The organism is Streptomyces sp. NPDC085944, assembly GCF_040686295.1.
Classification (GTDB): domain Bacteria; phylum Actinomycetota; class Actinomycetes; order Streptomycetales; family Streptomycetaceae; genus Streptomyces; species Streptomyces salinarius.
Window position 1 is genome coordinate 75,185 of record NZ_JBFBJX010000001.1, and the last position, 22,906, is coordinate 98,090.

Annotated in this window: 22 protein-coding genes and 3 pseudogenes; 17 read left to right on the forward strand and 8 right to left on the reverse strand. The window is 72.6% G+C overall.

The genetic code is table 11. The features are described 5' to 3' along the window. Positions 1–56: 56 nt before the first annotated feature. The 3 genes and pseudogenes from AB0P07_RS00370 to AB0P07_RS00380 all read right to left on the reverse strand — a co-directional run. Positions 57–323 (reverse strand): annotated as a pseudogene (locus tag AB0P07_RS00370) (MerR family transcriptional regulator); the annotation flags it as partial. Positions 324–489: 166 nt separating this feature from the next. Continuing rightward, entirely contained in the window at positions 490–1,395 is a 906-nt protein-coding gene (locus AB0P07_RS00375) for an alpha/beta hydrolase (RefSeq protein ID WP_365543032.1), read from the reverse strand. A 184-nt stretch (positions 1,396–1,579) separates the two neighbouring features. After that, positions 1,580–2,179, reverse strand: coding sequence for a TetR/AcrR family transcriptional regulator (locus AB0P07_RS00380; protein ID WP_365543034.1), 600 nt, complete (start codon positions 2,177–2,179; stop codon positions 1,580–1,582). A 174-nt stretch (positions 2,180–2,353) separates the two neighbouring features. On the opposite strand from AB0P07_RS00380, the gene AB0P07_RS00385 reads away from it, so the two are divergent. Next, a complete protein-coding gene (locus tag AB0P07_RS00385; RefSeq protein ID WP_365543037.1) occupies positions 2,354–4,204 on the forward strand; it encodes a protein kinase in 1,851 nt (616 codons plus the stop codon). Here AB0P07_RS00385 and AB0P07_RS00390 read toward each other — a convergent pair. Then, a pseudogene (locus AB0P07_RS00390) lies at positions 4,201–4,576 on the reverse strand (LysR substrate-binding domain-containing protein); the annotation flags it as partial. The gene AB0P07_RS00385 and the pseudogene AB0P07_RS00390 overlap by 4 nt on opposite strands. Here AB0P07_RS00390 and AB0P07_RS00395 point away from each other — a divergent pair. Further along, positions 4,571–4,765 (forward strand): annotated as a pseudogene (locus AB0P07_RS00395) (DoxX family protein); the annotation flags it as partial. The pseudogenes AB0P07_RS00390 and AB0P07_RS00395 overlap by 6 nt on opposite strands. 14 nt (positions 4,766–4,779) lie before the next feature. On the opposite strand, the gene AB0P07_RS00400 reads toward AB0P07_RS00395, so the two are convergent. After that, a complete protein-coding gene (locus tag AB0P07_RS00400; RefSeq protein ID WP_365543040.1) occupies positions 4,780–5,862 on the reverse strand; it encodes a WYL domain-containing protein in 1,083 nt (360 codons plus the stop codon). Positions 5,863–5,953: 91 nt separating this feature from the next. On the opposite strand from AB0P07_RS00400, the gene AB0P07_RS00405 reads away from it, so the two are divergent. After that, positions 5,954–6,361, forward strand: a complete 408-nt coding sequence (locus AB0P07_RS00405) for a VOC family protein (protein ID WP_365543043.1) — start codon at positions 5,954–5,956, stop codon at positions 6,359–6,361. A 57-nt stretch (positions 6,362–6,418) separates the two neighbouring features. After that, complete coding sequence (locus tag AB0P07_RS00410) at positions 6,419–8,182, forward strand: LamG-like jellyroll fold domain-containing protein (RefSeq protein ID WP_365543046.1); 1,764 nt, start codon at positions 6,419–6,421, stop codon at positions 8,180–8,182. A gap of 6 nt (positions 8,183–8,188) precedes the next feature. Here AB0P07_RS00410 and AB0P07_RS00415 read toward each other — a convergent pair whose 3' ends face one another. Further along, positions 8,189–8,491, reverse strand: a complete 303-nt coding sequence (locus tag AB0P07_RS00415; protein WP_365543048.1) for a PLD nuclease N-terminal domain-containing protein — start codon at positions 8,489–8,491, stop codon at positions 8,189–8,191. Between the two features lie 89 nt (positions 8,492–8,580). On the opposite strand from AB0P07_RS00415, the gene AB0P07_RS00420 reads away from it, so the two are divergent. The 12 genes from AB0P07_RS00420 to AB0P07_RS00475 all read left to right on the forward strand — a co-directional run bounded on the left by AB0P07_RS00420 (position 8,581) and on the right by AB0P07_RS00475 (position 19,081). Next, positions 8,581–10,038: a menaquinone biosynthesis decarboxylase gene (locus tag AB0P07_RS00420; protein WP_365543050.1), complete on the forward strand. Its 1,458-nt coding sequence runs from the start codon at positions 8,581–8,583 to the stop codon at positions 10,036–10,038. Continuing rightward, complete coding sequence (gene mqnP / locus AB0P07_RS00425) at positions 10,035–10,940, forward strand: menaquinone biosynthesis prenyltransferase MqnP (protein ID WP_365543053.1); 906 nt, start codon at positions 10,035–10,037, stop codon at positions 10,938–10,940. Before AB0P07_RS00420 ends, mqnP begins: the two co-directional genes overlap by 4 nt. Before the next feature lie 237 nt (positions 10,941–11,177). Next, positions 11,178–11,828 (forward strand): UbiX family flavin prenyltransferase, encoded by a 651-nt coding sequence (locus AB0P07_RS00430; protein ID WP_365543056.1) that lies wholly within the window; start codon positions 11,178–11,180, stop codon positions 11,826–11,828. Between the two features lie 67 nt (positions 11,829–11,895). After that, positions 11,896–12,354: an Lrp/AsnC family transcriptional regulator gene (locus AB0P07_RS00435; protein ID WP_003974456.1), complete on the forward strand. Its 459-nt coding sequence runs from the start codon at positions 11,896–11,898 to the stop codon at positions 12,352–12,354. Between the two features lie 44 nt (positions 12,355–12,398). Continuing rightward, a complete protein-coding gene (gene mqnE / locus AB0P07_RS00440) occupies positions 12,399–13,562 on the forward strand; it encodes an aminofutalosine synthase MqnE (RefSeq protein ID WP_125629340.1) in 1,164 nt (387 codons plus the stop codon). A gap of 200 nt (positions 13,563–13,762) precedes the next feature. Further along, on the forward strand, positions 13,763–14,320 hold the full coding sequence (locus AB0P07_RS00445) for a uracil-DNA glycosylase family protein (protein WP_365543059.1): 558 nt from the start codon (positions 13,763–13,765) through the stop codon (positions 14,318–14,320). A gap of 16 nt (positions 14,321–14,336) precedes the next feature. After that, positions 14,337–14,861 carry a GNAT family N-acetyltransferase gene (locus AB0P07_RS00450; RefSeq protein WP_102929594.1) on the forward strand — a complete coding sequence of 175 codons (525 nt, stop codon included), beginning with the start codon at positions 14,337–14,339 and terminating at the stop codon, positions 14,859–14,861. A 95-nt stretch (positions 14,862–14,956) separates the two neighbouring features. Beyond that, positions 14,957–15,256 (forward strand): DUF4229 domain-containing protein, encoded by a 300-nt coding sequence (locus tag AB0P07_RS00455; RefSeq protein WP_125629338.1) that lies wholly within the window; start codon positions 14,957–14,959, stop codon positions 15,254–15,256. A 140-nt stretch (positions 15,257–15,396) separates the two neighbouring features. Continuing rightward, a complete protein-coding gene (locus tag AB0P07_RS00460; protein WP_315978814.1) occupies positions 15,397–15,498 on the forward strand; it encodes a putative leader peptide in 102 nt (33 codons plus the stop codon). A gap of 72 nt (positions 15,499–15,570) precedes the next feature. Next, positions 15,571–16,878, forward strand: coding sequence for a dicarboxylate/amino acid:cation symporter (locus AB0P07_RS00465; RefSeq protein WP_365543064.1), 1,308 nt, complete (start codon positions 15,571–15,573; stop codon positions 16,876–16,878). Positions 16,879–17,266: 388 nt separating this feature from the next. Further along, positions 17,267–18,031 carry a hypothetical protein gene (locus tag AB0P07_RS00470; protein ID WP_365543067.1) on the forward strand — a complete coding sequence of 255 codons (765 nt, stop codon included), beginning with the start codon at positions 17,267–17,269 and terminating at the stop codon, positions 18,029–18,031. Between the two features lie 354 nt (positions 18,032–18,385). Next, positions 18,386–19,081: a TetR/AcrR family transcriptional regulator gene (locus tag AB0P07_RS00475; RefSeq protein ID WP_365543070.1), complete on the forward strand. Its 696-nt coding sequence runs from the start codon at positions 18,386–18,388 to the stop codon at positions 19,079–19,081. On the opposite strand, the gene AB0P07_RS00480 is transcribed toward AB0P07_RS00475, so the two are convergent. After that, positions 19,066–19,977, reverse strand: a complete 912-nt coding sequence (locus AB0P07_RS00480) for a MaoC/PaaZ C-terminal domain-containing protein (protein ID WP_365543073.1) — start codon at positions 19,975–19,977, stop codon at positions 19,066–19,068. The two genes, AB0P07_RS00475 and AB0P07_RS00480, sit on opposite strands and share 16 nt — an antisense overlap. Then, positions 19,977–21,269 (reverse strand): 3-oxoacyl-ACP reductase, encoded by a 1,293-nt coding sequence (locus AB0P07_RS00485; protein WP_365543076.1) that lies wholly within the window; start codon positions 21,267–21,269, stop codon positions 19,977–19,979. Before AB0P07_RS00485 ends, AB0P07_RS00480 begins: the two co-directional genes overlap by 1 nt. Positions 21,270–21,430: 161 nt before the next feature. Between AB0P07_RS00485 and AB0P07_RS00490 the strand changes: the two genes are divergently transcribed. Then, complete coding sequence (locus tag AB0P07_RS00490) at positions 21,431–22,717, forward strand: acetyl-CoA C-acetyltransferase (protein WP_365543079.1); 1,287 nt, start codon at positions 21,431–21,433, stop codon at positions 22,715–22,717. Positions 22,718–22,906 lie beyond the last annotated feature (189 nt).

The window sequence follows — 22,906 nt, forward strand, 5'->3', positions numbered from 1 at the left end:
CCCCACCGCCCGGCCGCCCTTCACCTTTCCCCCGTGCACCCTTCACGCCTCGCCCGTCACTCCAGATACGCGTGCAGGGCGCCCGCCCCCGCCAGCATCGCCCGCGTCCGCGCGGTGAGGGCCCGCCCGCGCGCCTCGACCGCCGCCCGCAGCACCTCGCTGCTCCCCGCGCGCCGCAGGTCTTCCAGCACGGGCCGGATCTGCTCGAAGAGGTGGTGACTGCGGCGCAGCGCGCGCACCACCCGCGCGTCCCGCACGTCCGCGGGCCCGTACACGCGGTAACCCGTGCCGCGCTCCCGCCCGGGCATCCCCCTGCCGCTCGCCCGCCGCGGAACCGACCGCCGGTCGAGTCTGTCCCGGGTTCGGTCCCCTCAACAAGGACGGAGTCCGGCAGCCCCACCACTGGTTCGGCTTCCGGAACCCGACGGAGGCCCTGGGCTGTGGCGGGGGAGGCCACGGCCCAGGGCCGGTCTGTGGAGGGAGGGGCTGCTAGCGGGCGTCGGCGACGCGGGCGGTGACGCTCTGGACGGCCGTGAGCGCGAGGTCGGGGCGGTCGGTGTGGATGTAGTGGCCGGTGCCCTTGGCCGTGGTGACCTTGCTGTCGGTGGACAGCTTCGTCCACTCCTGCTGGCCGTCGGCCCACATCTTCTCCAGGGCGGCCTCGTACTCGGGGACGACGGAGTACTGGGACTCGTGCTTGAGGATCTCGACCGGGATGTCGCCGGCCGAGTGAACCGGTCCGTCGGCGATGACGAACTGCTCCGGGTTCTGGCCCGCGTTGGCCGCGATCGCGCCGTCCCGGACCTGGGCGGACGTGCCGGTGGCGTCGGCGGGAATGGTGCGCTTCATGTCACGGGTGAGGTGGGGGACGGTGGCGTCCAGAAGGACCAGGCCCTTGACGCGGTCGGTGTGGTCCGGGGTGTAGCGGGCGGCGATGCGGCCGTCCAGGGAATGCCCCGCCAGGACGACCGGGCGGTCGCCCGCGAGGTGGTCGAGGAGCTTGGTGAGCAGCACGCTGGTGTCGGTGATGGTCTGCAGTTCGTCCTTGGCGGGCTTGTCGCTCTCGCCCTCGCCGAGGCGGTCGTAGGAGCACACCCGGTCCGTCGTGCTCAGGGACTTCTGCAGGGCTGCCATGTCGCCCAGGCCCTCGCCGCCGCCCGCCATCAGCACCACCAGCGGCTGGTCCGCGTCCGAGTGGCCGGAGCAGGAGACGTTGACGGTGTGGCCGTCGACGTCGATCTTCTTCGTGCCGGTGAAGGAGGCTCCCGCGGAAGCGGTGCTGTCCTTCGCGCCGGAGTCGTCCTTGCCGTACTCCTCGTTCAGGACGAGTCCCGCGCCGGCCACGGCGCAGACGACGGCGATCGCGGCAATCGCCTTGGCGAAGGTGCGGAACATGGGGGGCCTCCAGCAGGCAAGGGTGGGGTAGGGACGCGGTGTCGGGGGGATTTCTCTCGGTCGGCCTCGGGTGCTCGGCGACTGATGAAGACTCTATGGATCCACCGGCCCCGGATCGTCACCCCGCGGCGGACACCTGCCCGTAGCTCCCTCGGGGGACAAGCCCCACCGCCCCGCGCACCCCCTACGCCCCGTCCGCGCCGATCGACCGCCAGATCCGCTCCGGCAGGATGCGCGCGGCCTCGTCCAGGTCGACGTCCCCGAGGGTCAGCCAGCGGCGGCTGACGCCGACGACGGGGCCCAGGAGGAGGGACTCCAGCAGGGCGGGGGACAGCGGTGCGATCTCGCCGCGCTCGACGTGCCGCAGCACCCAGGAGGTGAGCGGAGGCATCCGGGCCTCCTGGACGTCGCGGAGTTCCCTGCTCTGTTCCATGCCCACCCGGTCGGCTCGCGAGGAGTGCAGGAGTCGGCTCACGTCTGGATGCTCCCGAACGAAGCCGAGGTAGGTGCACACCAGCGCGCGGACGCCGGTGCGCGCGTCGTGGGAACTCCCCACCGCGTCGCCCAGTTCGCCCAGCAGCCGGCCGAGCCAGCGCGTCAGCAACGCGTTGACGAGCCCGTCGATGCTGCCGAAGTGGTGGTAGAGGCTGCCCAGGCTGACACCGCTCGCCCTGGTCACGGCACTGACCGTCAGCCCCTGTTCCCCCGCGTCCGCGTACACGCGCAGGGCGGCGTCCAGGAGGAGGTCGGCGGTGACCTCACCGCGGTGTTGTTTGGGGCTCATGGGCAGGCATGCTTTCATCCCTTTTCTAGAATAATTTTCTAGAACCTTCTTCCAATCCTAGGTCCGTCTGACCCAGACTGTCCCCTGCGGGACGCGCGAGTCCGCCCGGACTTCGGAGGGGAGCGGGCGGGCCGCGGGTCCCGGTCGTCGGGACAACGGGGGGACAGGGTCGACGTGCTGGAGCTGGACGGCAGCGGGGCGGAGCCGCTGAAGGACGGGGACCCGCGGTGGATCGGGTCGATCCCGCTGATCGGACGCCTCGGCTCCGGCGGCATGGGCCGCGTGTATCTCGGCGTCCACGAGGGCCGGTACGCGGCCGTCAAGCAACTCCTGCCCTCGGTCGTCGCCGAGGACGAGGACTTCCTGCGCCGCTTCGGGCACGAGCTGGACAACCTCGCCCGCTTACCCGGGGAGGCGACCGCCCCGCTGCTCGCCGGGGACCGGGAGGCCCGCCCGCCCTGGTTCGCCACCGCCTACGTGCCCGGCCTCACCCTGACCGAGGCACTGGAGGTCCACGGCGGCCCGCTGCCCGCCGGTGCGCTGTGGCTGCTGCTGCGGGAGGCCGCCGAGGGGCTGGCGGCGGTGCACGCGCTGGACATGGTGCACCGCGATCTCAAGCCGTCCAACGTGATGCTGACACTGGAGGGGCTGACCCTCATCGACTTCGGGGTCGCCCGGGCCGCGGAGCAGAGCCGGCTGACGAGGACGGGCATGGTGGTGGGCACGCCTGCCTACATGTCGCCGGAGCAGGCGTCCGGGCGACGGGCGTCCAGTGGAGCGGTGGACGTCTTCGCGCTGGGCTCGGTGCTGGCGTACGCGGCGTCGGGGCGCCCGCCCTTCGGTGACGAGTCCGGGCACGCGGTGCTGTACCGCATCGTGCACGAGGAGCCGGATCTCGGGCCGCTGCGGGAGCTGGACCCGGAACTGGCCGAGGTGGTCGCGTCCTGCCTCGACAAGGACCACGAGGGCCGCCCCACCGCCGCCGAACTGCTCGAGACCGCCGAGCGGCACGGGCCGTACGAGCCGCCGCTGTGGCCGCAGGCCCTCACCGAGCGGCTGACCGAACGGGCGGCCTTCGTCACGAACCTGCCGGAGCGGGCGGACCTCCCGGAGCCCGAACCCGAGCGCGATCCCGATCCCGGGTCCGCTGTCGTCGGGCGGCGGGATCCGGGCCGGTCCGACCGGCGGCGCCGGCACCGCGTTCTCTTCGCCGTCGTCCCGGTCGTGGTGGCCGCCGGGGCGACCCTCGCCGTGCAACTCCTGCCGTACACCTTCGCCCCCGATGACCGTGCGGACGCGTCGCCGTCGTCGTCCGCACCGGTGTCGAGCGCGCCCGTGGCGTCCCCGGCCGGGCCCGGGAAGGCCTCGCGGACGGCGACGCCGGACCAGTCCGCGTCACCCTCCCGATCGCCCGGGGAGCAGGGCGACCGACGGGGCGCCCCGGCCGGTGGGGGCGGTGCCGCGGGTGGTTCGCAGGGGGATGCGGATGCCGGTGGGGCAGGATCGGATTCCGGATCAGGTTCCGAATCCGGTTCCGGTGCCTCCGATGACGGAGGTGCTGGTGCTGGCGCCGGCAGCGGCGCTGGCCTGGGCTCCGACTCCGGTTCCGACTCCGAACCCGGATCTGGATCCGGTTCCGGAGACGGCGACGCGGCCGGATCGGGTGTCTTCATGCTCAAGAACGCCAAGAACGGTCGGTGTCTGACCACCGCCGTCGCCGACGCCCCGTACGACGGCGACTGTACGGGCGACGCGGCCACCTGGACCTTCCGGAGCAGGCCGAACGGCACCGTGTGGATCGTCAACGGGCTTTCCGGCCAGTGCATTTACACCGCTGCGATCGGGCACCCGGTCTTATCGTTCCCCTGCGGCCGCACCACGGGGCAGGAGTGGCGGGTGGGGTCCGGCGGCACCCTCAAGAACGTCGGGACCGGCGGCTGCGTCACCGTCAGCGCGATGAGCGGCACCGGCGTGCGCAACGAGGCTTGCGACCAGTCCGCGTCCCAGCGCTGGACGCGGACCTAGCGAGTGTCGTACACCGCGACCGCGAGCCGGACGAACAAGCGGATCAGCGGGTTCTGGTCGGTCCGGGGCCGGGCCGGTACCACCGGGCTCGGCGGCAGGCCCGTCAGCGGGACCACGGTGAGCCCTTCCGCGGGCACGTGGTCGGCGAGGGTCATGCCGACCGTGCCGTTCCAGAGCACGACCTGCTGACACTCCCGCACCGTCGCACCACCGGTCCCGCCGCGGCTCCCCGCCGTTCCGGTACGCCTGCCACAGCGGGTCCGTGCCCTCCGGGAAGCGGAACCAGCGGCGGTCGGCCGGCTCGGCCGGTGCCAGGCTCCCCCGGTCGGCCAGCGGATCGTCGGCGCGCAGCAGGGCGCCCACCGGCTCGGCGCCAAGGTGTGCGTGGTCAGGCCCGGCGTCGCGCCCTGGCCGGCCGCGGCCGCGGCCGTCGGGTTCGTGGTGCTGCAGATCGGCGCGACCGGGGTTCACCTGCGTCTCGGGGACCGGCAGATCGCCCTCAACCTCACCCTCCTGGTCACCGCCGCGGTCACCGTCTGGCTGGCCGCGGCCCGGCTGTGACCCGGCCTCCCCCGTCAGCCGCGCGGCGGTGGAGTGCCCCGGGCCGCGTCCATGAGCCGGCTCGCGAGGTCCGCGACGAGGCCGCGCAGCTCGTCCGGCCGCTCGACGACGAAGGGGCGGTCCAGCGACGCGAGGAGGCCCGGCAGCCAGTCGAGCCGCTCGGCCCGGATCTCGACCCGGCACCATTCCGCGCTGTCGCTGTCGCCGTCGCTGTCGCTGTCGCCGTCGTTGTCGCCGCGGCCCTCGTCGTCGGCCGCGGCGACAACGACGGCCACGCTGCGCGGCAGCCGGGCGCGGATTTCCTCGGCCGTCCCCCGGACCCGCACCGTGACCTCGTGCCGGTAGGGCGCGGTGGCCAGGGCCGCCAGCACGCGCTCCGCCGGACCGGGCCCCGGCGGCGGTTCGAAGGTGCCGGGCAGGACCCGCGCGCCGTGGACGCGGTCGAGGCGGAACGTCCGGTCCGCCCCGACCGAGAGGTCCCTCCCCGTCACGTACCACCGGCCGGCGTGCGCGACGAGCCCGTACGGGTACACGGTGCGTTCGCCGCTCCCGCCGCTCCCGCCGCTCCCGCCGCTCCCGCCGCTCCCGCCGCTCCCGCCGCTCCCGCCGGTGTAGCGGATCGCCAGCGGCCGGTGATGGCGCACGGCGTCCGCGACCGGGAGCAGGACTGCGGCCTCCGGGGCGGCGGACCCGGCCGGGGCGGTCGTGAAGGTGAGCGAGTCGAGCACCGCGTCCAGACGCCGGCGCAGCCGTTCCGGCAGCACCCGGCGGACCTTGGCCGCCGCCGTCTCGCCCGCCGTGCCCGCCGCCGCCGTGATCCCGGTCCGCCGGCCGGCGACCAGGCCCAGCAGGACGGCCAGCGCCTCGTCGTCGCTCAGCATCAGCGGCGGCATGCGGTGGCCGGGGGCGAGCCGGTAGCCGCCGTAGCGGCCGCGCACCGACTCCACGGGGACGTCGAGGTCGACGAGGTGGTCGACGTACCGGCGCACCGTGCGCTCGCCGACGCCGAGCCGGTCGGCGAGTTCGGCCACGGTCCGCACGCCGCCCGCCTGGAGCAGTTCGAGCAGGGTGAGCACACGGGACACGGGACGGGACATGCCCCCAAGTCTGCCGCCGATACCGGCCGGAAAGTGACCGGTATCGCTCCTAGCGTGTGGAGGACAGCACCGGCCGAACTGGAGTGAACCCATGAACCTCGTATCGATCCGCGTCATCACGGACGACGTGGCCCGCCTCGTCGGCTTCTACGAGCGCGCCACCGGACTGCGCGCGACCTGGGCCACCGAGGACTTCGCGGAACTGCGCAGCCCCTCGGGCACCCTCGCGATCGGCAGCACCCGCACCGTGCCGCTCTTCGCCCCCGGCTCCGCCCACCCCGCCGACAACCGCAGCGTGATCGTCGAGTTCCTGGTGGAGGACGTGGACACCGTGCACCGCAACCTGACCGGATGGGTCGCGGACTTCGTCAAGGAGCCCACGACCATGCCCTGGGGCAACCGGGCGCTCCTCCTGCGCGACCCCGACGGCAACCTGGTCAACTTCTTCACGCCGGTCACCCCGGCCGCCGCCGAGAAGTTCGCCGACGTCGCCCGCTGACCTCCCCCTATGCTGGATTCGCCCGCAGGGGCGAGAACCGCATGCCGGGAGGGATCTGTGTCAGCGCTGGAGCCGGACGACCCGCGCTCCGTCGGGGAGTACCGGCTGCTGGGCCGGCTGGGCGTGGGCGGCATGGGCCGGGTCTTCCTCGGCCGTTCCCCGGGCGGGCGGCTCGTCGCGGTCAAGGTGGTGCACGCCGAGCTGCTGCGCAGACCGGAGTTCCGCGACCGCTTCCGGCGCGAGGTCCAAGCGGCCCGTGCGGTCAGCGGCGCCTTCACCGCCCCGGTCGTCGACGCCGACCCGGACGCGCCCCTGCCCTGGCTGGTCACCAGCTACATCGCCGGGCCCTCGCTGGAGCAGGCGGTGGCCGAGCGCGGGCCGTTCGAAGCGCAGGCGGTGCTCACGCTGGCCGCGGGGCTCGCCGAGGCACTGGTGTCGATCCACGCCGCGCACCTCGTCCACCGCGACCTCAAGCCGTCCAACGTGCTGCTCGCCGAGGACGGACCGCGCGTCATCGACTTCGGCATCGTCCGCAGCGTCGACGCCGACTCCCTCACCGGCACCGGGCACATGGCCGGCTCCCCGGGCTTCATGTCCCCGGAGCAGGTCAACGGGGACGAGGTCACCTGGGCCGGCGACGTGTTCTGCCTGGGCGCCGTGCTGGCCTTCGCGGCGACCGGCGCCAACCCCTTCGGCGCCGGACCGACGCCCGCGCTGCTCTACCGCGTCGTGCACAACGCCCCCGACATGGCCGCGGTCACCGACCCCGCCCTGCGTTCCCTGATCGCCGACTGCCTCGCCAAGGACCCGGCCCGCCGTCCCGCCCCGCGCGAGATCCTCGCCCGCATCGGACCGCTGGGCGGTGAGAGCGCGACGGCCCTGCCGCACGCCCCGCAGTGGACGCCGGCCGTCCGCCCGACCCGCGCGGACGCCGTGCCCACCCAGGTCGTCCCACCGCCCGCCGTGCCCGCGGCCCCTCCGCGGACCAGGGTCGGGCCCGCACGCCCGCCGGCGCCCGCACCGTCGGAGGTACGCCCGACCTCGGCCGGGACCGACGGCCGCCGCAGCCGGCGGGCCTTCCTGCTCTCCGGCGCGGGCGCGCTCGCCGCCCTCGGTGTCGGAACCGGCTTCTGGCTCAACCGCCCGGCCGGCCCGGACACGGCCGACGACTCCGCGCCCGAGTCCTCGCCCTCCCCTTCCGCCGCGACCCCGTTGCCCCCGGGACCGGTCGGGCTCTGGCGCCTCGACGAGGCCTCCGGCCGGATCGCGCGGGACGCCGCGGGCGGCCACGACGGCACCGCGACCGGCGTCGCCTGGCAGGACGCCGGGGGAGGCGCCCTCTTCGACGGCACCGGCAGCCAGATCGTGACCGACGGCCCGGTGCTGGAGACCGGCGCGGGCCGCAGCTTCACCGTCGCCGCCTGGGTCCGCCTCTCCCTCGTGCCGGACCTCTTCGCCACCGCCGTCAGCCAGGACAGCGCCGACGCCAGCGGCTTCTACCTCCAGTACTCCAGCGAGGACCACGGCTGGGCCTTCGCCCGCCCCGGCCTGCGCGCCGTCGGCCGCAGCGCACCCGCCGCGCACGTCTGGACCCACCTGACCGGCGTCTGCGACGGCCCGGCCCGCACGCTGCGCCTGTACGTCGACGGCGTCCAGGAGGCCGTCGTCGAGGACACCGCCCCCGCCCCCGCCACCGGCGCCTTCGTCATCGGCCGGGCCTCCTTCGCCGGAGAGCCCCGCGACTTCTTCCCGGGCGCCGTCCGCGACGTACGGGCCTTCGACCGGGCGCTCACGGCGGGCCGGATCAGAACACTCGCGTGAGGAGCCTCAGTCCCTCCTGGGGTCCTCGTCCCGGTCGTCGTCCAGGGACTTCAGGAAGTCGGGGTTGTCGTCCGGCGCCACCCACTGCCGCCGCCCGCCGCCGCCCTGCCAGGGCGAGGAGCCGGCGGGCTGCCGCTTCTTGCCGGCGATGATCCACGAGATCGAGCCGACCAGCGGGAAGAGCAGCACGAGGATCGCCCACAGCGGCTTGGGCATGTGGCGGATGTCGGCGTCCTTCGTGCTGATGCAGTCGATGAACGCGTAGACGCTCAGGGCCAGGGGGACGAGGAACATCAGCACCCGGAGCATGGGGCCTCTCCAGCGGGAAGCTAGGGGTGGGGACGCGTCATGGCCCCCAGGTACAGGGCCAGGGTAGCCGCTCGGGGATACTGGACGGCATGGCTTACGACGATCTTCGCTCCCTGCTCAGGGCGCTGGAGCGCGAGGGCGACCTCAAGCGCATCAAGGCCGAGGTGGACCCGTACCTGGAGGTCGGGGAGATCGTCGACCGGGTGAACAAGGCAGGCGGCCCGGCGTTGCTCTTCGAGAACGTGAAGGGCTCCGGCATGCCCCTCGCGATGAACGTCTTCGGCACCGACCGCCGGCTGCTCAAGGCCCTCGGCCTCAAGTCGTACTCCGACATCTCGGACAAGATCGGTGGGCTGCTCAAGCCCGAACTGCCCCAGGGCTTCGTCGGCATGCGCGAGGCCTTCGGGAAGCTCGGCACGATGACGCACGTGCCGCCGAAGAAGGTGAAGCCGGGCACCGCGCCCGTCCAGGAGGTCGTCCTGCACGGGGACGACGTGGACCTCGACCGCCTCCCCGCGCTCTTCACCTGGCCGGACGACGGCGGCTCCTTCTTCAACCTGGGCCTGACCCACACCAAGGACCCGGAGACGGGCATCCGCAATCTCGGCCTGTACCGGCTCCAGCGCCACGACCGGCGCACCATCGGCATGCACTGGCAGATCCACAAGGACAGCCGCAACCACTACCAGGTCGCCGCCCGCCGCGGCGAGCGCCTGCCCGTCGCGATCGCCTTCGGCTGCCCGCCCGCCGTCACGTACGCCTCCACGGCCCCGCTCCCCGGCGACATCGACGAGTACCTCTTCGCCGGGTTCCTGCAGGGCAAGCGGATGGAGATGGTCGACTGCAAGACGGTCCCGCTCCAGGTCCCCGCGCACGCGGAGGTGGTCCTGGAAGGCTGGCTGGAGCCCGGCGAGATGCTCCCCGAGGGCCCCTTCGGCGACCACACCGGCTTCTACACCCCGCAGGAGCCCTTCCCGGCCCTGAAGATCGACTGCGTGACGACGCGCAGGCGTCCGCTGCTCCAGTCGATCGTGGTCGGGCGGCCCCCGACGGAGGACGGGCCCCTGGGAAGGGCGACCGAACGCTTCTTCCTCCCGCTCCTCAAGATCATCGTCCCGGACATCGTGGACTACCACCTCCCCGAGGCGGGCGGCTTCCACAACTGCGCGATCGTCTCGATCGACAAGAAGTACCCGAAGCACGCCCAGAAGGTCATGCACGCCATCTGGGGCGCTCACATGATGTCCCTGACCAAGCTGATCGTGGTCGTCGACTCCGACTGCGACGTCCACGACCTGCACGAGGTCGCCTGGCGGGCCCTCGGCAACACCGACTACGGCCGTGACCTCACCGTCGTCGAGGGCCCGGTCGACCACCTCGACCACGCCTCCTACCAGCAGTTCTGGGGCGGCAAGGCGGGCATCGACGCGACGAAGAAGCTGCCCGAGGAGGGGTACACGCGCGACGGGGGCTGGCCGGACATGGTGCTGTCCGACCCGGATACGGCGGCGAAGGTCGACCGCCGCTGGAAGGAGTACGGACTGTGACGTCGGCTTCCGCCGCCCTGCCGCAGCAACCGGGGCGCACCAGGGCGTTCCTGCGCCTGGTGATGATCGAACACTCGGTGTTCGCGCTGCCCTTCGCCTACATCGCCTCGCTCACCGCGATGTACCTGTGGGACGAGAACATCCACTGGGGCCGGCTGCTCCTGGTCACGATCGCGATGGTGGGCCTGCGCACCTTCGCGATGGCGGTCAACCGGATCATCGACCGCGAGATCGACGCCCGGAACCCCCGCACCGCCCACCGCGAGCTGGTCACCGGTGCCATGTCGGTCCGGCACGCCTGGACCGGCGCGCTGGTCGCCCTGGTCGTCTTCCTGGGCGCGGCGGCCCTGCTCAACCCCCTCTGCCTGGCCCTCGCCCCGGTGGCCGTCGTGCCCATGGTGGTCTACCCGTACGGCAAGCGGTTCACCAACTTCCCGCAGGCCATCCTCGGTCTCGCGCAGGCCATGGGCCCGATCGGCGGCTGGCTCGCGATCACCGGCGAGTGGTCCTGGGAGGCCGTGCTCCTCGGCCTCGCGGTCGGCATCTGGATCGGCGGCTTCGACCTGATCTACGCCTGTCAGGACGTCGAGACCGACCGGCAGGTCGGCGTGAAGTCCGTCCCGGCCCGCTTCGGCATCCCCGCCGCCATCTGGGGCGCCCGCGTCTGCCACGCGGTCACCACCGCCCTGCTCGTCTGGTACGCGCTCGCCACCGACGCGGGTGTCTTCTTCTGGCTGGGCCTGCTGATCGTCGCGGGCGCGTTCCTCTACGAGCACACCATCGTCCGCCCCACCGACCTGACCCGCCTCAACAGGGCGTTCTTCAGCGTCAACGGTTTCATCGGTATCAGCCTCTTCGTGTGCGCGCTGATCGATCTACTGAGGCGTGGGCTCACGCTGTAGCCCCTTCAGGCGAGGTCGGCAAGACCGTCGTGTTCACCCGCTCGAAGACTCGTGCGTTGAGCGGACCTCGATCGGTTCTGCTCCCCGCACCAGCGGGGATGGCCCGAGCGCTGTGCCCATGAACCGGTTGACGGTCAAGGTGCTCCCCGCACTTGCGGGGATTGCTGTCCGGCCGCCCGACACACACGGAGGGCGGCCGGATAGGCTCGAGATGTGAACCCAGGAAAATCGCAGCGCGTGCCTTGGATCGTGGGGGTGTCCGGGGCGTCGGGCACCCCGTACGCGGCCGCAGTGCTGCGTGCGCTGCTCGCCGCCGGCGAGAGCGTCGACCTGGTGGTCAGCCGGGCCTCGCGGCTCACCCTGCTCGACGAGACCGGCATCTCCTTCCGCGACGCCCACTGGCAGCAGGACCTGCGCGAGTGGCTGGCCCGCGGCGCCGACGGCAAGCCGGGCACCTTCGACCCGGACGTCTCCGGCGTACGGCACTGGAGCGCGGGCGACCTCGCGGCCGGGCCGTCCTCGGGGTCGTACCCGACGAAGGGCATGCTGATCGTGCCCGCCTCGACGGCCTGCGTCGCGGGCGTCGCGCTCGGACTGTCCAAGGACCTGCTCCAGCGCACCGCGAGCGTGACGCTCAAGGAACGCCGCAGGCTGGTCGTGGCCGTACGGGAGACCCCGCTGGACGGCCGGACGCTGCGGCACCTGGTGACCCTGGACGACGCCGGCGCGAGCGTGGTGCCGGCCTCCCCGGCCTTCTACGCGGGGGCGACGCACATCCAGGACCTGGTGGACTTCGTCGCCGGACGCGTCCTCGACGCGGCGGGCGTCGGACACGACCTCTACCGCCGCTGGCGCGGCGACCTCGGCGGGGCCCGCCCCACCACCTGAGCACCACCTCCCCCCACACGTTTGTTACCCACATCTTCAGAATTCTTCAGTGGAAGGCTTCGATCGCATGGACGCGGTGGACAGGCAGCTCATCCAGGCACTGAGGGAGAACGGCCGGGCCTCCTACGCCGAGCTGGGGCGCCTCGTCGGACTCTCGGGACCCAGCGTCACCGACCGCATCAACCGGCTGGAGGCGGCCGGTGTCATCACCGGCTACCGGGCCACCGTCGACTCCGCCTCGCTCGGCCTCGGCGTCACCGCCCTGATCGGCGTCTCGCTCTCCGACGCCGCCGACCACGAGGACGTGGCCCAGCGCCTCAAGGAGCTGCGGGAGATCGAGGACTGCTGGTTCATCGCCGGCGACGACTCCTACATGCTCAAGGTGCGCGCGGCCGACGTCGACGGACTGGAGAGCATCATCCGCCGGCTGTCGGGCACCAAGGGCGTGTCCCGGACCCGTACCACCATCGTTCTCTCCACCAAGTGGGAGAACCGCGTGGGCGAGCTGCCCGAAGAGGTCCAGTAACCGGGGCGTACGGTTGTCCCGTCTGTCTCAGAAAGAGGTATCGCATGGACGCCGGGCTCAAGCGCGAGCTGGAGCAGAAGGTCCGCTCCGGTGAGCGGCTGACCCGCGAGGACGGCATCGCGCTGTACGAGTCGGACGATCTCGCCTGGCTCGGCGGCCTCGCGCACGAGGTGCGGACGCGGAAGAACGGCGACGTCGTCCACTTCAACGTCAACCGCCACCTCAACATGACCAACGTGTGCACCGCCTCCTGCGCGTACTGCTCCTTCCAGCGCAAGCCGGGGGAGAAGGACGCGTACACGATGCGCATCGAGGAGGCGGTGAAGCTCGCCAAGCAGATGGAGGGCGAGAACCTCACCGAGCTGCACATCGTCAATGGCCTGCACCCCAACCTGCCGTGGCGCTACTACCCGCGCTCGCTGCGCGAACTGAAGGCCGCGCTGCCGGACGTCGCGCTCAAGGCCTTCACGGCCACCGAGATCCACCACTTCGAGACCATTTCCGGGATGTCCGCCTCCGACATCCTCGACGAGCTGATCGACGCCGGTCTGGAGTCCCTCACCGGCGGCGGCGCGGAGATCTTCGACTGGGAGGTGCGGCAGCACATCGTCGACCACCGCACCCACTGGGAGGACTGGTCCCGCATCCACCGCCTGGCCCACGAGAAGGGCCTGAAGACCCCGTGCACCATGCTCTACGGCCACATCGAGGAGCCCCGTCACCGCGTGGACCACGTGCTGCGCCTGCGTGAGCTGCAGGACGAGACGGGCGGCTTCCAGGTCTTCATCCCGCTGCGCTACCAGCACGACTTCGTGGACATGAAGGACGGCAAGGTCAGGAACCGCCTCCAGGCGCGGACGCAGATGGCGACCGGCGCGGAGGCCCTGAAGACCTTCGCGGTCTCGCGCCTGCTCTTCGACAACGTGCCGCACGTCAAGGTCTTCTGGGTCATGCACGGTGTCCAGACGGCCCAGCTGGCCCTCCAGCACGGCGCGGACGACATGGACGGCTCGGTCGTCGAGTACAAGATCACCCACGACGCGGACGACTTCGGCACGCCGAACAAGCTGACGCGCGAGGACCTGCTGGACCTCATCCGCGACGCCGGGTTCCGGCCGGTGGAGCGGAACACGCGCTACGAGATCCTCCGGGAGTACGAGGGGCCCGACCCGGCGCGTCGGGAGTCGCCGCAGCCGATGCGGGTCTGACACGGGCGGTTTCGCTTGTTCGCCGGCTGCGGACCGGTGGGGGTCGTTCGCGCAGTTCCCCGCGCCCCTGAGGGCATGTCCTCACGCCTGCTTGCAAGGCGCCGGGACCGTCCCGACCCAGGGGCGCGGGGAACTGCGCGACCAGCCACAGACCACCCGCGCCCGGCATCGGATCCGAACCGTCCACGGCGGGTACCCCCATGGCCGGTACCGAGGACGCATACACTGCCGAACCCTTCGTTCCACGGCGCGGCGGCCTCCCCGCCCTGCACCGGGCCGCCACCCAGACCGTCTTCGGCGCCGGCAAGCTCCTCGACCGGGCGCTGACGGACGCCGGCATCGACCCGGCGGACGCCTACGTCACCAACGCCGTCAAGCACTTCAAGTTCACGCGGGCCGAACCCGGCAAGCGCCGTATCCACAAGGCGCCCACCCTGCGCGAAACGACCGCCTGCGGTCCCTGGCCGGCGGCCGAGCTGGACCGGGTGGCGCCCGAGCCGGTCGTGGTGCTCGGTGCCACGGCCGGCAAGGCGCTGCTCGGCTCGTCGTTCCGAGTCACGCAGGTGCGCGGCACGGTGCTGGAGGAGGAGATCCACGGGCGCCCGGAACGGCTGGTGCCGACCGTGCACCCTCCCCCAGCTCTCGGCTTCGCTCGAGCCGGGAGGTGCCCCCAGGCGGTGCTGCGGTCCGACGACCGGGACGGGGCCTACCGGGGACTCGTCTCAGACCTCGAAATCGCCGCACGGGCACTTGGGTAATAGCTACAGTGGCTCTGTGTCCCTTACTTTCACTTTCGATCCGGCCGTCACCCCCGACCTCCGCGACGGCGTCCTCGACCTGTGGACCGACGTCTCCAACGCCGGCGGCTCCGTGGGCTTCGTGCCGCCCGTGACGCGGGAGGACATCCGTCCCGAGCTGGTCAAGCACCTGGTGGGCATGGCCGAAGGGCGCACCCGTCTGCTCGTCGGCCACGACGAGGAGGGGCGGGTGGCCGCCACCGCCTTCCTCGCCCTCAACACGCACCGGCTGATGCGGCACTGGCTGTGGCTCTACACCGTCATGGTCCACCCGCGCCACCAGGGCCGCGGCTACGGCCGGGACCTGATGACCGCCGCCGCGGACGCCGCCCGCTCCTGCGACGGCATCGAGGCGATACGGCTCACCTGCCGCGGCGGGCTCGGCCTGGAGCGGTTCTACGAGTCCTGCGGCTACAAGGAGGTCGGCAGGGTCCCCGGCGCGATCCGCGTCGCCCCCGGCGACGACCGGGACGACGTGTTCATGCTGCTGCCCCTGGGCTGACCGCCGCCCCTGCCCCACCCCCGTGCAAGATCGACGGTCCGGCATGTTTCACTGGACAGTGCCTCTTTGTGCCAGAAACGGAAGAGTGGATTGAGATGCTCCGCTACACGCTGATGCGCCTCGGGATCTTCGCAGGCTGCCTCGTGGTCGTCTGGGGGCTCGTCTACGCCGGAGTGTTCCCGCGCGGCCTCGGCGACTCCAACGGCATGTGGATCCTCCTGCTCTCCCTGGTGATCTCCGCCCCCATCAGCTACGTCGCGCTGCGCAAGGAGCGGGACCGGGCCTCGGAGCAGGTCGCCGGCCGCGTCACCCGCATGAAGGCCAACCTGGAGGCCAGCCGCGGCCAGGAGGACACCGCCGACGACACGGCACGGGCCCAGGGTCAGACCTCGTAACGTCCGTCACGCACACGCACGCCCCGGCTTCCGAATACACCGGAAACCGGGGCACTTTGCGTTCTACGGGCGGGAGGCCGCTCCCACCTCTCAAAGTATGGCTTTGAGTGTCCCAAAGCGCTGGTGTTAAAGTCGTGTGCATGAAGCAAGCAGCCGCGCCCACCACACCACAGCGCCTCGCGCTCGTGGCGCGCCTGCACGTGGACCTCTGCCGGAACGCGTCCGCGAACTGTCGCCCCTGACGTTCCCCCTCATCCAGTCGTTCCCACGTCAGCTCAGCGCATCCCATCCCGCGTCCCGTCCCCCTACGGAGCATGTCCGTGTCTTCGCCGTCTTCCTTCACGAAGTACCTCAAGGTGCCCTTCTGGGCCCAGATACTCACCGGTCTCGTCCTCGGCGTCCTGCTGGGCTGGCTGGCCCGCAGCCAGGACGTGTCGTGGCTGGTCACCACCCTGGAGAAGGTCGGTGACACCTTCATCGGCCTGCTGAAGCTGGCCGTCGCCCCGCTGGTCTTCTTCGCGATCCTCGTCTCGATCACCAACCTGCGGAAGGTCAACAACGCGGCCCGCCTGGCGTCCCGCACCCTCCTCTGGTTCATGATCACGTCGCTCATCGCGGTGGCCATCGGCCTCGTCATCGGACTGGTCACCAACCCCGGTGCCGGCACCGGCCTCACCCCGGCCGACGGCGCCAAGCCCGAGCACACCGGGTCCTGGATCGACTTCCTGACCGGCATCGTGCCGACCGACGTCATCACGCCGTTCACCGAGCTGAACGTCCTGCAGATCGTCTTCATGGCCGCCGTCGCCGGCATCGCCGCCCTCCAGCTCGGCGAGAAGGCCCAGCCGATCCTCACCCTGAGCGAGTCCGTCCTCGAACTCCTCCAGAAGGCCCTGTGGTGGGTCATCCGCCTCGCCCCGCTCGGCACCGTCGGCCTCATCGGCAAGGCCATCGCCACCTACGGCTGGGACCTCATCGGCAAGTACGCCACCTTCACCGCCGACATCTACGTCGGCTGCGCCGTCGTGATGTTCGTGGTCTACCCGACGCTGCTCGCCACCGTCGCCAAGGCCAGCCCGCTCCAGTTCTTCAAGGGCGCCTGGCCCGCCATCCAACTGGCCTTCGTCTCCCGCTCCTCGGTCGGCACCATGCCGCTCACCCAGAAGGTCACCGAGCGCCTCGGCGTCCCGAAGGAGTACGCGTCCTTCGCCGTGCCGTTCGGTGCGACGACCAAGATGGACGGCTGCGCCGCGGTCTACCCGGCGATCGCCGCGATCTTCGTCGCGCAGATCTTCGGCATCGACCTCGGGGTCGGCGACTACCTGCTGATCGCCTTCGTCTCGGTGGTCGGCTCCGCCGCCACGGCCGGCCTCACCGGCGCCACGGTCATGCTCACCCTGACCCTTTCCACTCTGGGCCTGCCCATGGAGGGCGTCGGTCTCCTGCTCGCCATCGACCCGATCCTGGACATGATGCGGACGGCCACGAACGTCGCCGGCCAAGTTGTAGCACCGTTGATCGTGTCGGCGCGTGAGGGCATCCTCGACCGGGACAAGTTCAACAACGTGGCCTCGGAACCCGTTGACGCAGGGGAACGACAGGCTTTGCCGGCCGCGGCGTGACCGCTGACTGACAGAACAGATGGCGCCCCGTACACCTGGTGCGGGGCGCCTTTGCGATCTCGCCTCCGGTCGCCGCCCGACCCGGCCCGAACGAACCGCCGCCCCCCCCCCGCACTTCCGGTGCGGGACGCCCGTGTCGGTCCCGGACGCGAGAGCGTCCCCGGCCCGGACGGGGGCCGGTGCACGCAGGACGTGCGCACCGGCCGCATGCCTCCGGCAGCCGAGTCTCGGCCGTCCCGCAGCCTGCCCGGCAGGGCCCTTCCCGGAGACCTCCCCGTCGCGAGGCCGCGGTCGCGGCCGTCCGGTCGGCCTGCGGCGCCGGCCGCGGACGCCCACCCGTGACGACGGCACCACCGCGTTGTCAGTCGGCCATGGCACGGTGACTCACATGATTGCGACCGCACGAGAAGCCGTCCGCGACGCCGGGCGGGCCCTCGGCATACCCGAGCCGGTGACGGAGGCGTACGTCCGTCTCCTGCGCCCCTGCGTCTACCTCTGCCCCTACGACCAACTGCCCCGGGAGCTGCGGGAGAACGCCCGTCCGGCCGCGCAGGCGGCGGGGACCGCCCGTCTGCCGGCGGGTGTGGACGTGCCCGCGTACGTACCGCACGTGGTGACCGTCGACTGCGCCGCCGTACCCACCGGCGTCCTCGACGTCGACTTCCCCGCCGACGGCCACGTGGTGGTCCTCGCCGACGTCACGGATCTCGACGAAGGCTTCGTCTTCCACGTGCCGGCGGGGGCCGAGACCGTCGAGCGCCGGCCGCGCACGGCGGAGCCGGACGCCCCGAAGCCCCACCCGGCGTTCCCGCTCTACCCGGTGCCCGGACTCACCTGCCCCGGCGCTCGCGGCCGTTGGCAGGTGGCGGAGGCCGTCGACTACGCCGAGGGGGACCCCGGGCGGGCCCGCCTCGTGGAGCAGCTGATCGAAGCGGTGCAGGCGGTCCTCGACGTGCGCTGGGGCCACGACATCCAGCTCGGCGGTTTCTCCCCGGCCTGGCACAACCCCGTGGAAGACCGCGGGAACGTGTTGTTCTTGTCCATACCGGAGAGCACGGTGTTCGACGGGGAGCACATCACCTTCGTCTCCGGGACCCGGGAGCAGCTCGCGGAGCGTCGCTACGACGCACTCGCATTCGAGGTCGAGTGCTGACCGGAGCCCCGGACCACGGCCCCGGAGGCCTCCGTGGTCCGCGCCGAGCCGTCCGTGGATACCGACGGGCCCTGGTCCTGCCGCGTTTTCCCGGGTGCGTCCGCGCCGGTGCCCTCCGCGTGCCTGCGGCCGGTTCGGCCACGGGCATCGGCGGCCGGGCTTGCGCGCCGGTGAGCGTCCCGGTCCGTGCGCGGGACCGCTCGGCCGGCGGGGCGCAGGCCGCTGCCCCGGCCTCGCCGACCGCGAGCCGGAGCGGGACGGGCAGATGCCTGAGCCGGTTCCGGTTCGCAGCCGGCCGTCCTGCCGGGGCGACGACGTCCCGGCCGCCGCGGCACGGACCGTACGCTGATGGGCATGGGTGCAGGGAAGACCAAGCGGATGCCGCGTGCGGTCCGTGAGCAGCAGATGCTGGACGCCGCCGTGAGCGTCTTCGGTCGCCGCGGGTACATGGCGGCCTCGATGGACGAGATCGCCGAACTGGCGGGCGTGTCCAAGCCGTTGGTGTACCTGTACCTGAACTCGAAGGACGACCTCTTCAGCGCCTGCATCAGCCGCGAGGCCCGCGCCCTCACCGAGGCGGTGCGGGCCGGCGTGCGTCCGGGGCTGCCGGCCGACGGGCAACTCTGGTCGGGACTGCGGGCGTTCTTCACCCACACCGCGCGGCATCCGGACGCCTGGCGGGTGCTGCACCTGCACGCCCGTACGCACGGCGAGCGGTTCGCCGCCGAGGTCGCGGCGATGCGCGAGGAGATCGTCGCGTTCGTGACGCAGCTGATCGCCGCCGCGGCGCGGGACGCGCACCGGGACCCGCATCTGCCCGAGGGCGAGGTCGCCGGCCTGGCCGAGGCGCTGGTCGGCGCCGCCGAGTCGCTCGCCGACTGGGCGGGCGCCACCGAGGGCGTCACCGCCAAGCAGGCGGCGGCGACCCTGATGAACTTCGCCTGGGCCGGCCTGGGCGACCTGATGACCGGACGGCCCTGGTCCCCGCCGGAGGAATCCGAGCCGGTGCCGGACCCGGATGCCGAGCCCGTGACTCAGGCGGCGGGGTAGGGCCCGACCTCGCCGGACAGATGCAGCCGCCCGTCGCGGGCGCCGCGCAGTTCGAACCGGCCGCCCGCGCCACCGCCCCCGTCACCCTCGGCGCCGTACGTCACCGTCCCCGGCAGCAGCACCGGGGCCCGGAACTCCGCCCGCACCACGGCCGCGTCCGGCGTCCCGTGCTCGGCGAGGCAGCGGGCCACGGTCCACATGCCGTGCGCGATGGCCCGGGGAAAGCCGAAGAGGCGGGCGGTGACCGGGTGCAGATGGATCGGGTTGCGGTCCCCGGACGCGGCGCCGTAGCGGCGTCCGACGTCACCGGCGAGCCGCCACTCGGCGCGGGCGGGCAGCGGCGCACGCGGGCCGGGAGCGGCCTCGGACGATGCCTCGGACGGGTGGGCGGCGGCAGCCGTGGTGGTCCGGTGCCGGGCCAGGTACGTGCTGCGTGACTCCCATACGACGTCCGATCCGTCCCGCAGCTCCGTGACCACCGACGCCTCGGTGCCGCGCCGGTGCGGGGCCAGCCCCTGGACGTACACGGTGAGTTCGTACTCCGCCGTCGCGGGCATCGCGGTCCGCCGGGTGATGCCGATCGAGGTGTGGACGAGCCCGAGCAGGGGCAGCGGGAAGTCCCGGCCGCTCATCAGGCGCATGGCGAGGGGGAAGCCCAGCACGTGCGGATACGTCGGCGCAAGCGCGTCCGCGCCGGTCGCGAACCCGCACACCCGTTCGTAGGCCGCCAGCCGCGCGAGGTTCACGCGCAGGCCGGGCAGCACCAGCCGGGTGCGGGGGAAGTCCGCGCCGGGGCGGGGGCGCTTCAGCGGGGACAGGAGGGCGCCGCGCGCGAGGAGCGGGGCGAGGGCGGGGAGGCCGGTCAGGGTGCTGGTGGCCGGGGCCGCGGTGGTCATCAGGCCCCCAGCAGGCTCTGGCCGCAGACCCGTACGACCTGGCCGTTGACCGCGCCGGAGGCCGGGTGGGCGAGCCACGCGGTGGTCTCGGCGACGTCGGCGGGCAGGCCGCCCTGGGCGAGGGAGTTCATGCGGCGGCCGGCCTCGCGGATGAGGAGCGGGACCGCCGCCGTCATCCTGGTCTCGATGAACCCGGGTGCCACCGCGTTCACCGTCACGCCGTGCCCGGCGAGCGCGCGCGGTGCGAGGGAGCGGACCAGGCCGACGATGCCCGCCTTGCTCGCGCCGTAGTTGGTCTGGCCGGAGTTGCCCGCGAGCCCGGCGATGGAGGCCGTCGCCACGATCCGGCCGCCCCGGTTGACGGCGCCCGCCGTGAGCAGCGCGTCCGTGGTGCGCAGGACGCTCGCGAGGTTGACGTCGAGCACGGAACTCCAGCGTTCGGCGGGCATGTTGACCAGGCGCCGGTCGCGGGTGATGCCCGCGTTGTGGATGAGGACGTCGAGTCCGCCGGGCAGTGCGGCGGCGATGCGCTCACCCGCGTCCGCGGCCGTGATGTCCAGCGCGAGGGCGGTGCCGCCGAGGCGTTCGGCGGCCCGGCGTGCCGCCTCCTCGGCCTGCGGTACGTCGAGGACGACGACCTGCGCGCCCTGCCCGGCCAGCGTCTCGGCGACCGCGGCGCCGATGCCCCGGGCGGCGCCGGTGACCAGGGCGGTGCGCCCGGCGAGCGGCAGGTCCCAGTCGTCCGGTTCCGGGCCCGCGCCGGACGTGCCGACCTCGATCACCTGGCCGCTGACGTAGGCGGAGGCGGGGGAGAGGAGGAAGCGCAAGGTGGACTCGGCGGGCGCCGCGTCGGTGAGACGGACCAGGTTGACCGTCCTGCCCCGCCCGATCTCCTTGCCGAGCGAGCGGGTGAATCCCTCCAACGCCTGCTGCACGGCGGCCTGGTGGTGGTCGGCGGCGTCGATCGGGGCGCCGAGCACGACGACGCGGCCGCTCGTGGCGACGGACCGTACGACGGGATGGAGGGCGGCGTGCACCTCGGCGAGGGCGTCGACGTCCCGTACGCCGGTGGCGTCGAGGACGACGGCGGCGGGGCGGCCGTCGTCCTCGACGCCGAGGCCCGTGCGGGCCAGGACCGGCGCGAGGGCGAGGTCCGACGTGCCCGCCGTGAGGTGGAGCAGGCCGCCGTCGAGCGCGTCCCGCCGCAGCGGAGCGGGCTGCGGCAGTCCCAGCCGGCGGGTGAGGAACCGGCCCGGTGCGGTGCCGGTGAAGCTGAGATAGCGGTCGGCCATGTCTGTCTCCCAGGCGGCTGATGGGGGTCCCCCGCGCGAGTGTGTTCGAGCGTGGGGGAGTGTCCAGGGGCCGGCGGTCGGGCTCGCGCCGCCCACTACTGCTTACTCTGGAGTAAGGTTACCGGAGGTAATCCTATGTCACGGGTGAGGAGCAGGTCGAGATGAGCCCTCTGGCAGCGCAGCCCACGCGCCGCGTCGCGGTCCTCGGCGGAGCACGTGTTCCCTTCGCCCGCTCCGACGGACCGTACGCCACCGCCTCCAACCAGGAGATGCTGACCGCGGCCCTGAACGGCCTGGTCGAGCGGTACGGACTCCAGGAGCCGGGCGCGGTCGGCGAGTTCGTGGCCGGCGCGGTCCTCAAGCACAGCCGCGACTTCAACCTCGCCCGCGAGACGGTCCTCGGCTCGGCCCTCGACCCGCGCACCCCCGCCTACGACATCCAGCAGGCCTGCGGCACCGGCCTCCAGGCCGTGATCGCCGCCGCCAACAAGATCGCCCTCGGCCAGACCGAGTCGGCGATCGCGGGCGGCGCCGACACCGCGAGCGACGCCCCGCTCGGCGTCAACGACCGCCTGCGCCGCATTCTCCTGGAGGCCCGCCGGGCCAAGTCCGCCGGTGGCAGGCTGAAGGCGCTGACCAAGATCCGCCCGGGCCACCTGGTCCCCGACATCCCGCGCAACGCCGAGCCGCGCACTGGCCTGTCGATGGGCGAGCACGCCGCGGTCACCGCACGCGCCTGGGGCATCTCCCGTGAGGCACAGGACGCGTTGGCCGCCACGAGCCACCAACGGCTGGCGGCCGCCTACGAACGCGGCCTCTTCCAGGATCTGGTGATCCCCTTCCGGGGGCTGGCCCGCGACCAGAACCTGCGCCCCGGCTCGACGGTGGAGAAACTGGCCGCGCTCAAGCCGGTGTTCGGCCTCGACGCCCCCGGCCCCACCATGACGGCGGGCAACTCCACGCCCCTGACGGACGGCGCCGCGACGGTGCTGCTCGCGAGCGAGGAGTGGGCCGAGGCCCGGGGCATCGAACCCCTCGCGTACCTCACGGCATACGAGACGGCCGCCGTGGACTTCGCCGGCGGGGACGTGGCCGGCGGGGAGGACGGGCTGCTGATGGCCCCGGCGTACGCGGTCCCGCGGATGCTGGAGCGGTCCGGGCTCGGGATCGGGAACTTCGACCTGGTCGAGATCCACGAGGCGTTCGCGTCCCAGGTGCTGGCCACGCTGGCCGCCTGGGAGAAGCGGGGCCTGGAGCCGGTGGACCGGGCCCGCCTGAACGTGGCGGGCTCCTCCCTCGCCACCGGCCACCCCTTCGCCGCCACCGGCGCCCGGATCGTGGCGACCCTGGCCACGCTGCTCGCCGAACGGGAGGGACCGGGACGCGGCCTGATATCCGTCTGCGCGGCGGGCGGTCAGGGCGTGACGGCGATACTGGAACGAACGTGACTTACGCTCAGGTATCCCCCAACACTGCACACGCCCGGCGCGGGAAGATCGTGAAACGCGCACCAAGCCCCCACGTGCGCACCGTACGATCCCGGAACTGACCGTCGGTAACCCTTGTCCGCGGGACCGGCGATGAACGCCTCGGCGCGCGAGGCACGTACGTCATGCAGCAGAGCGGCGACCGCAGAA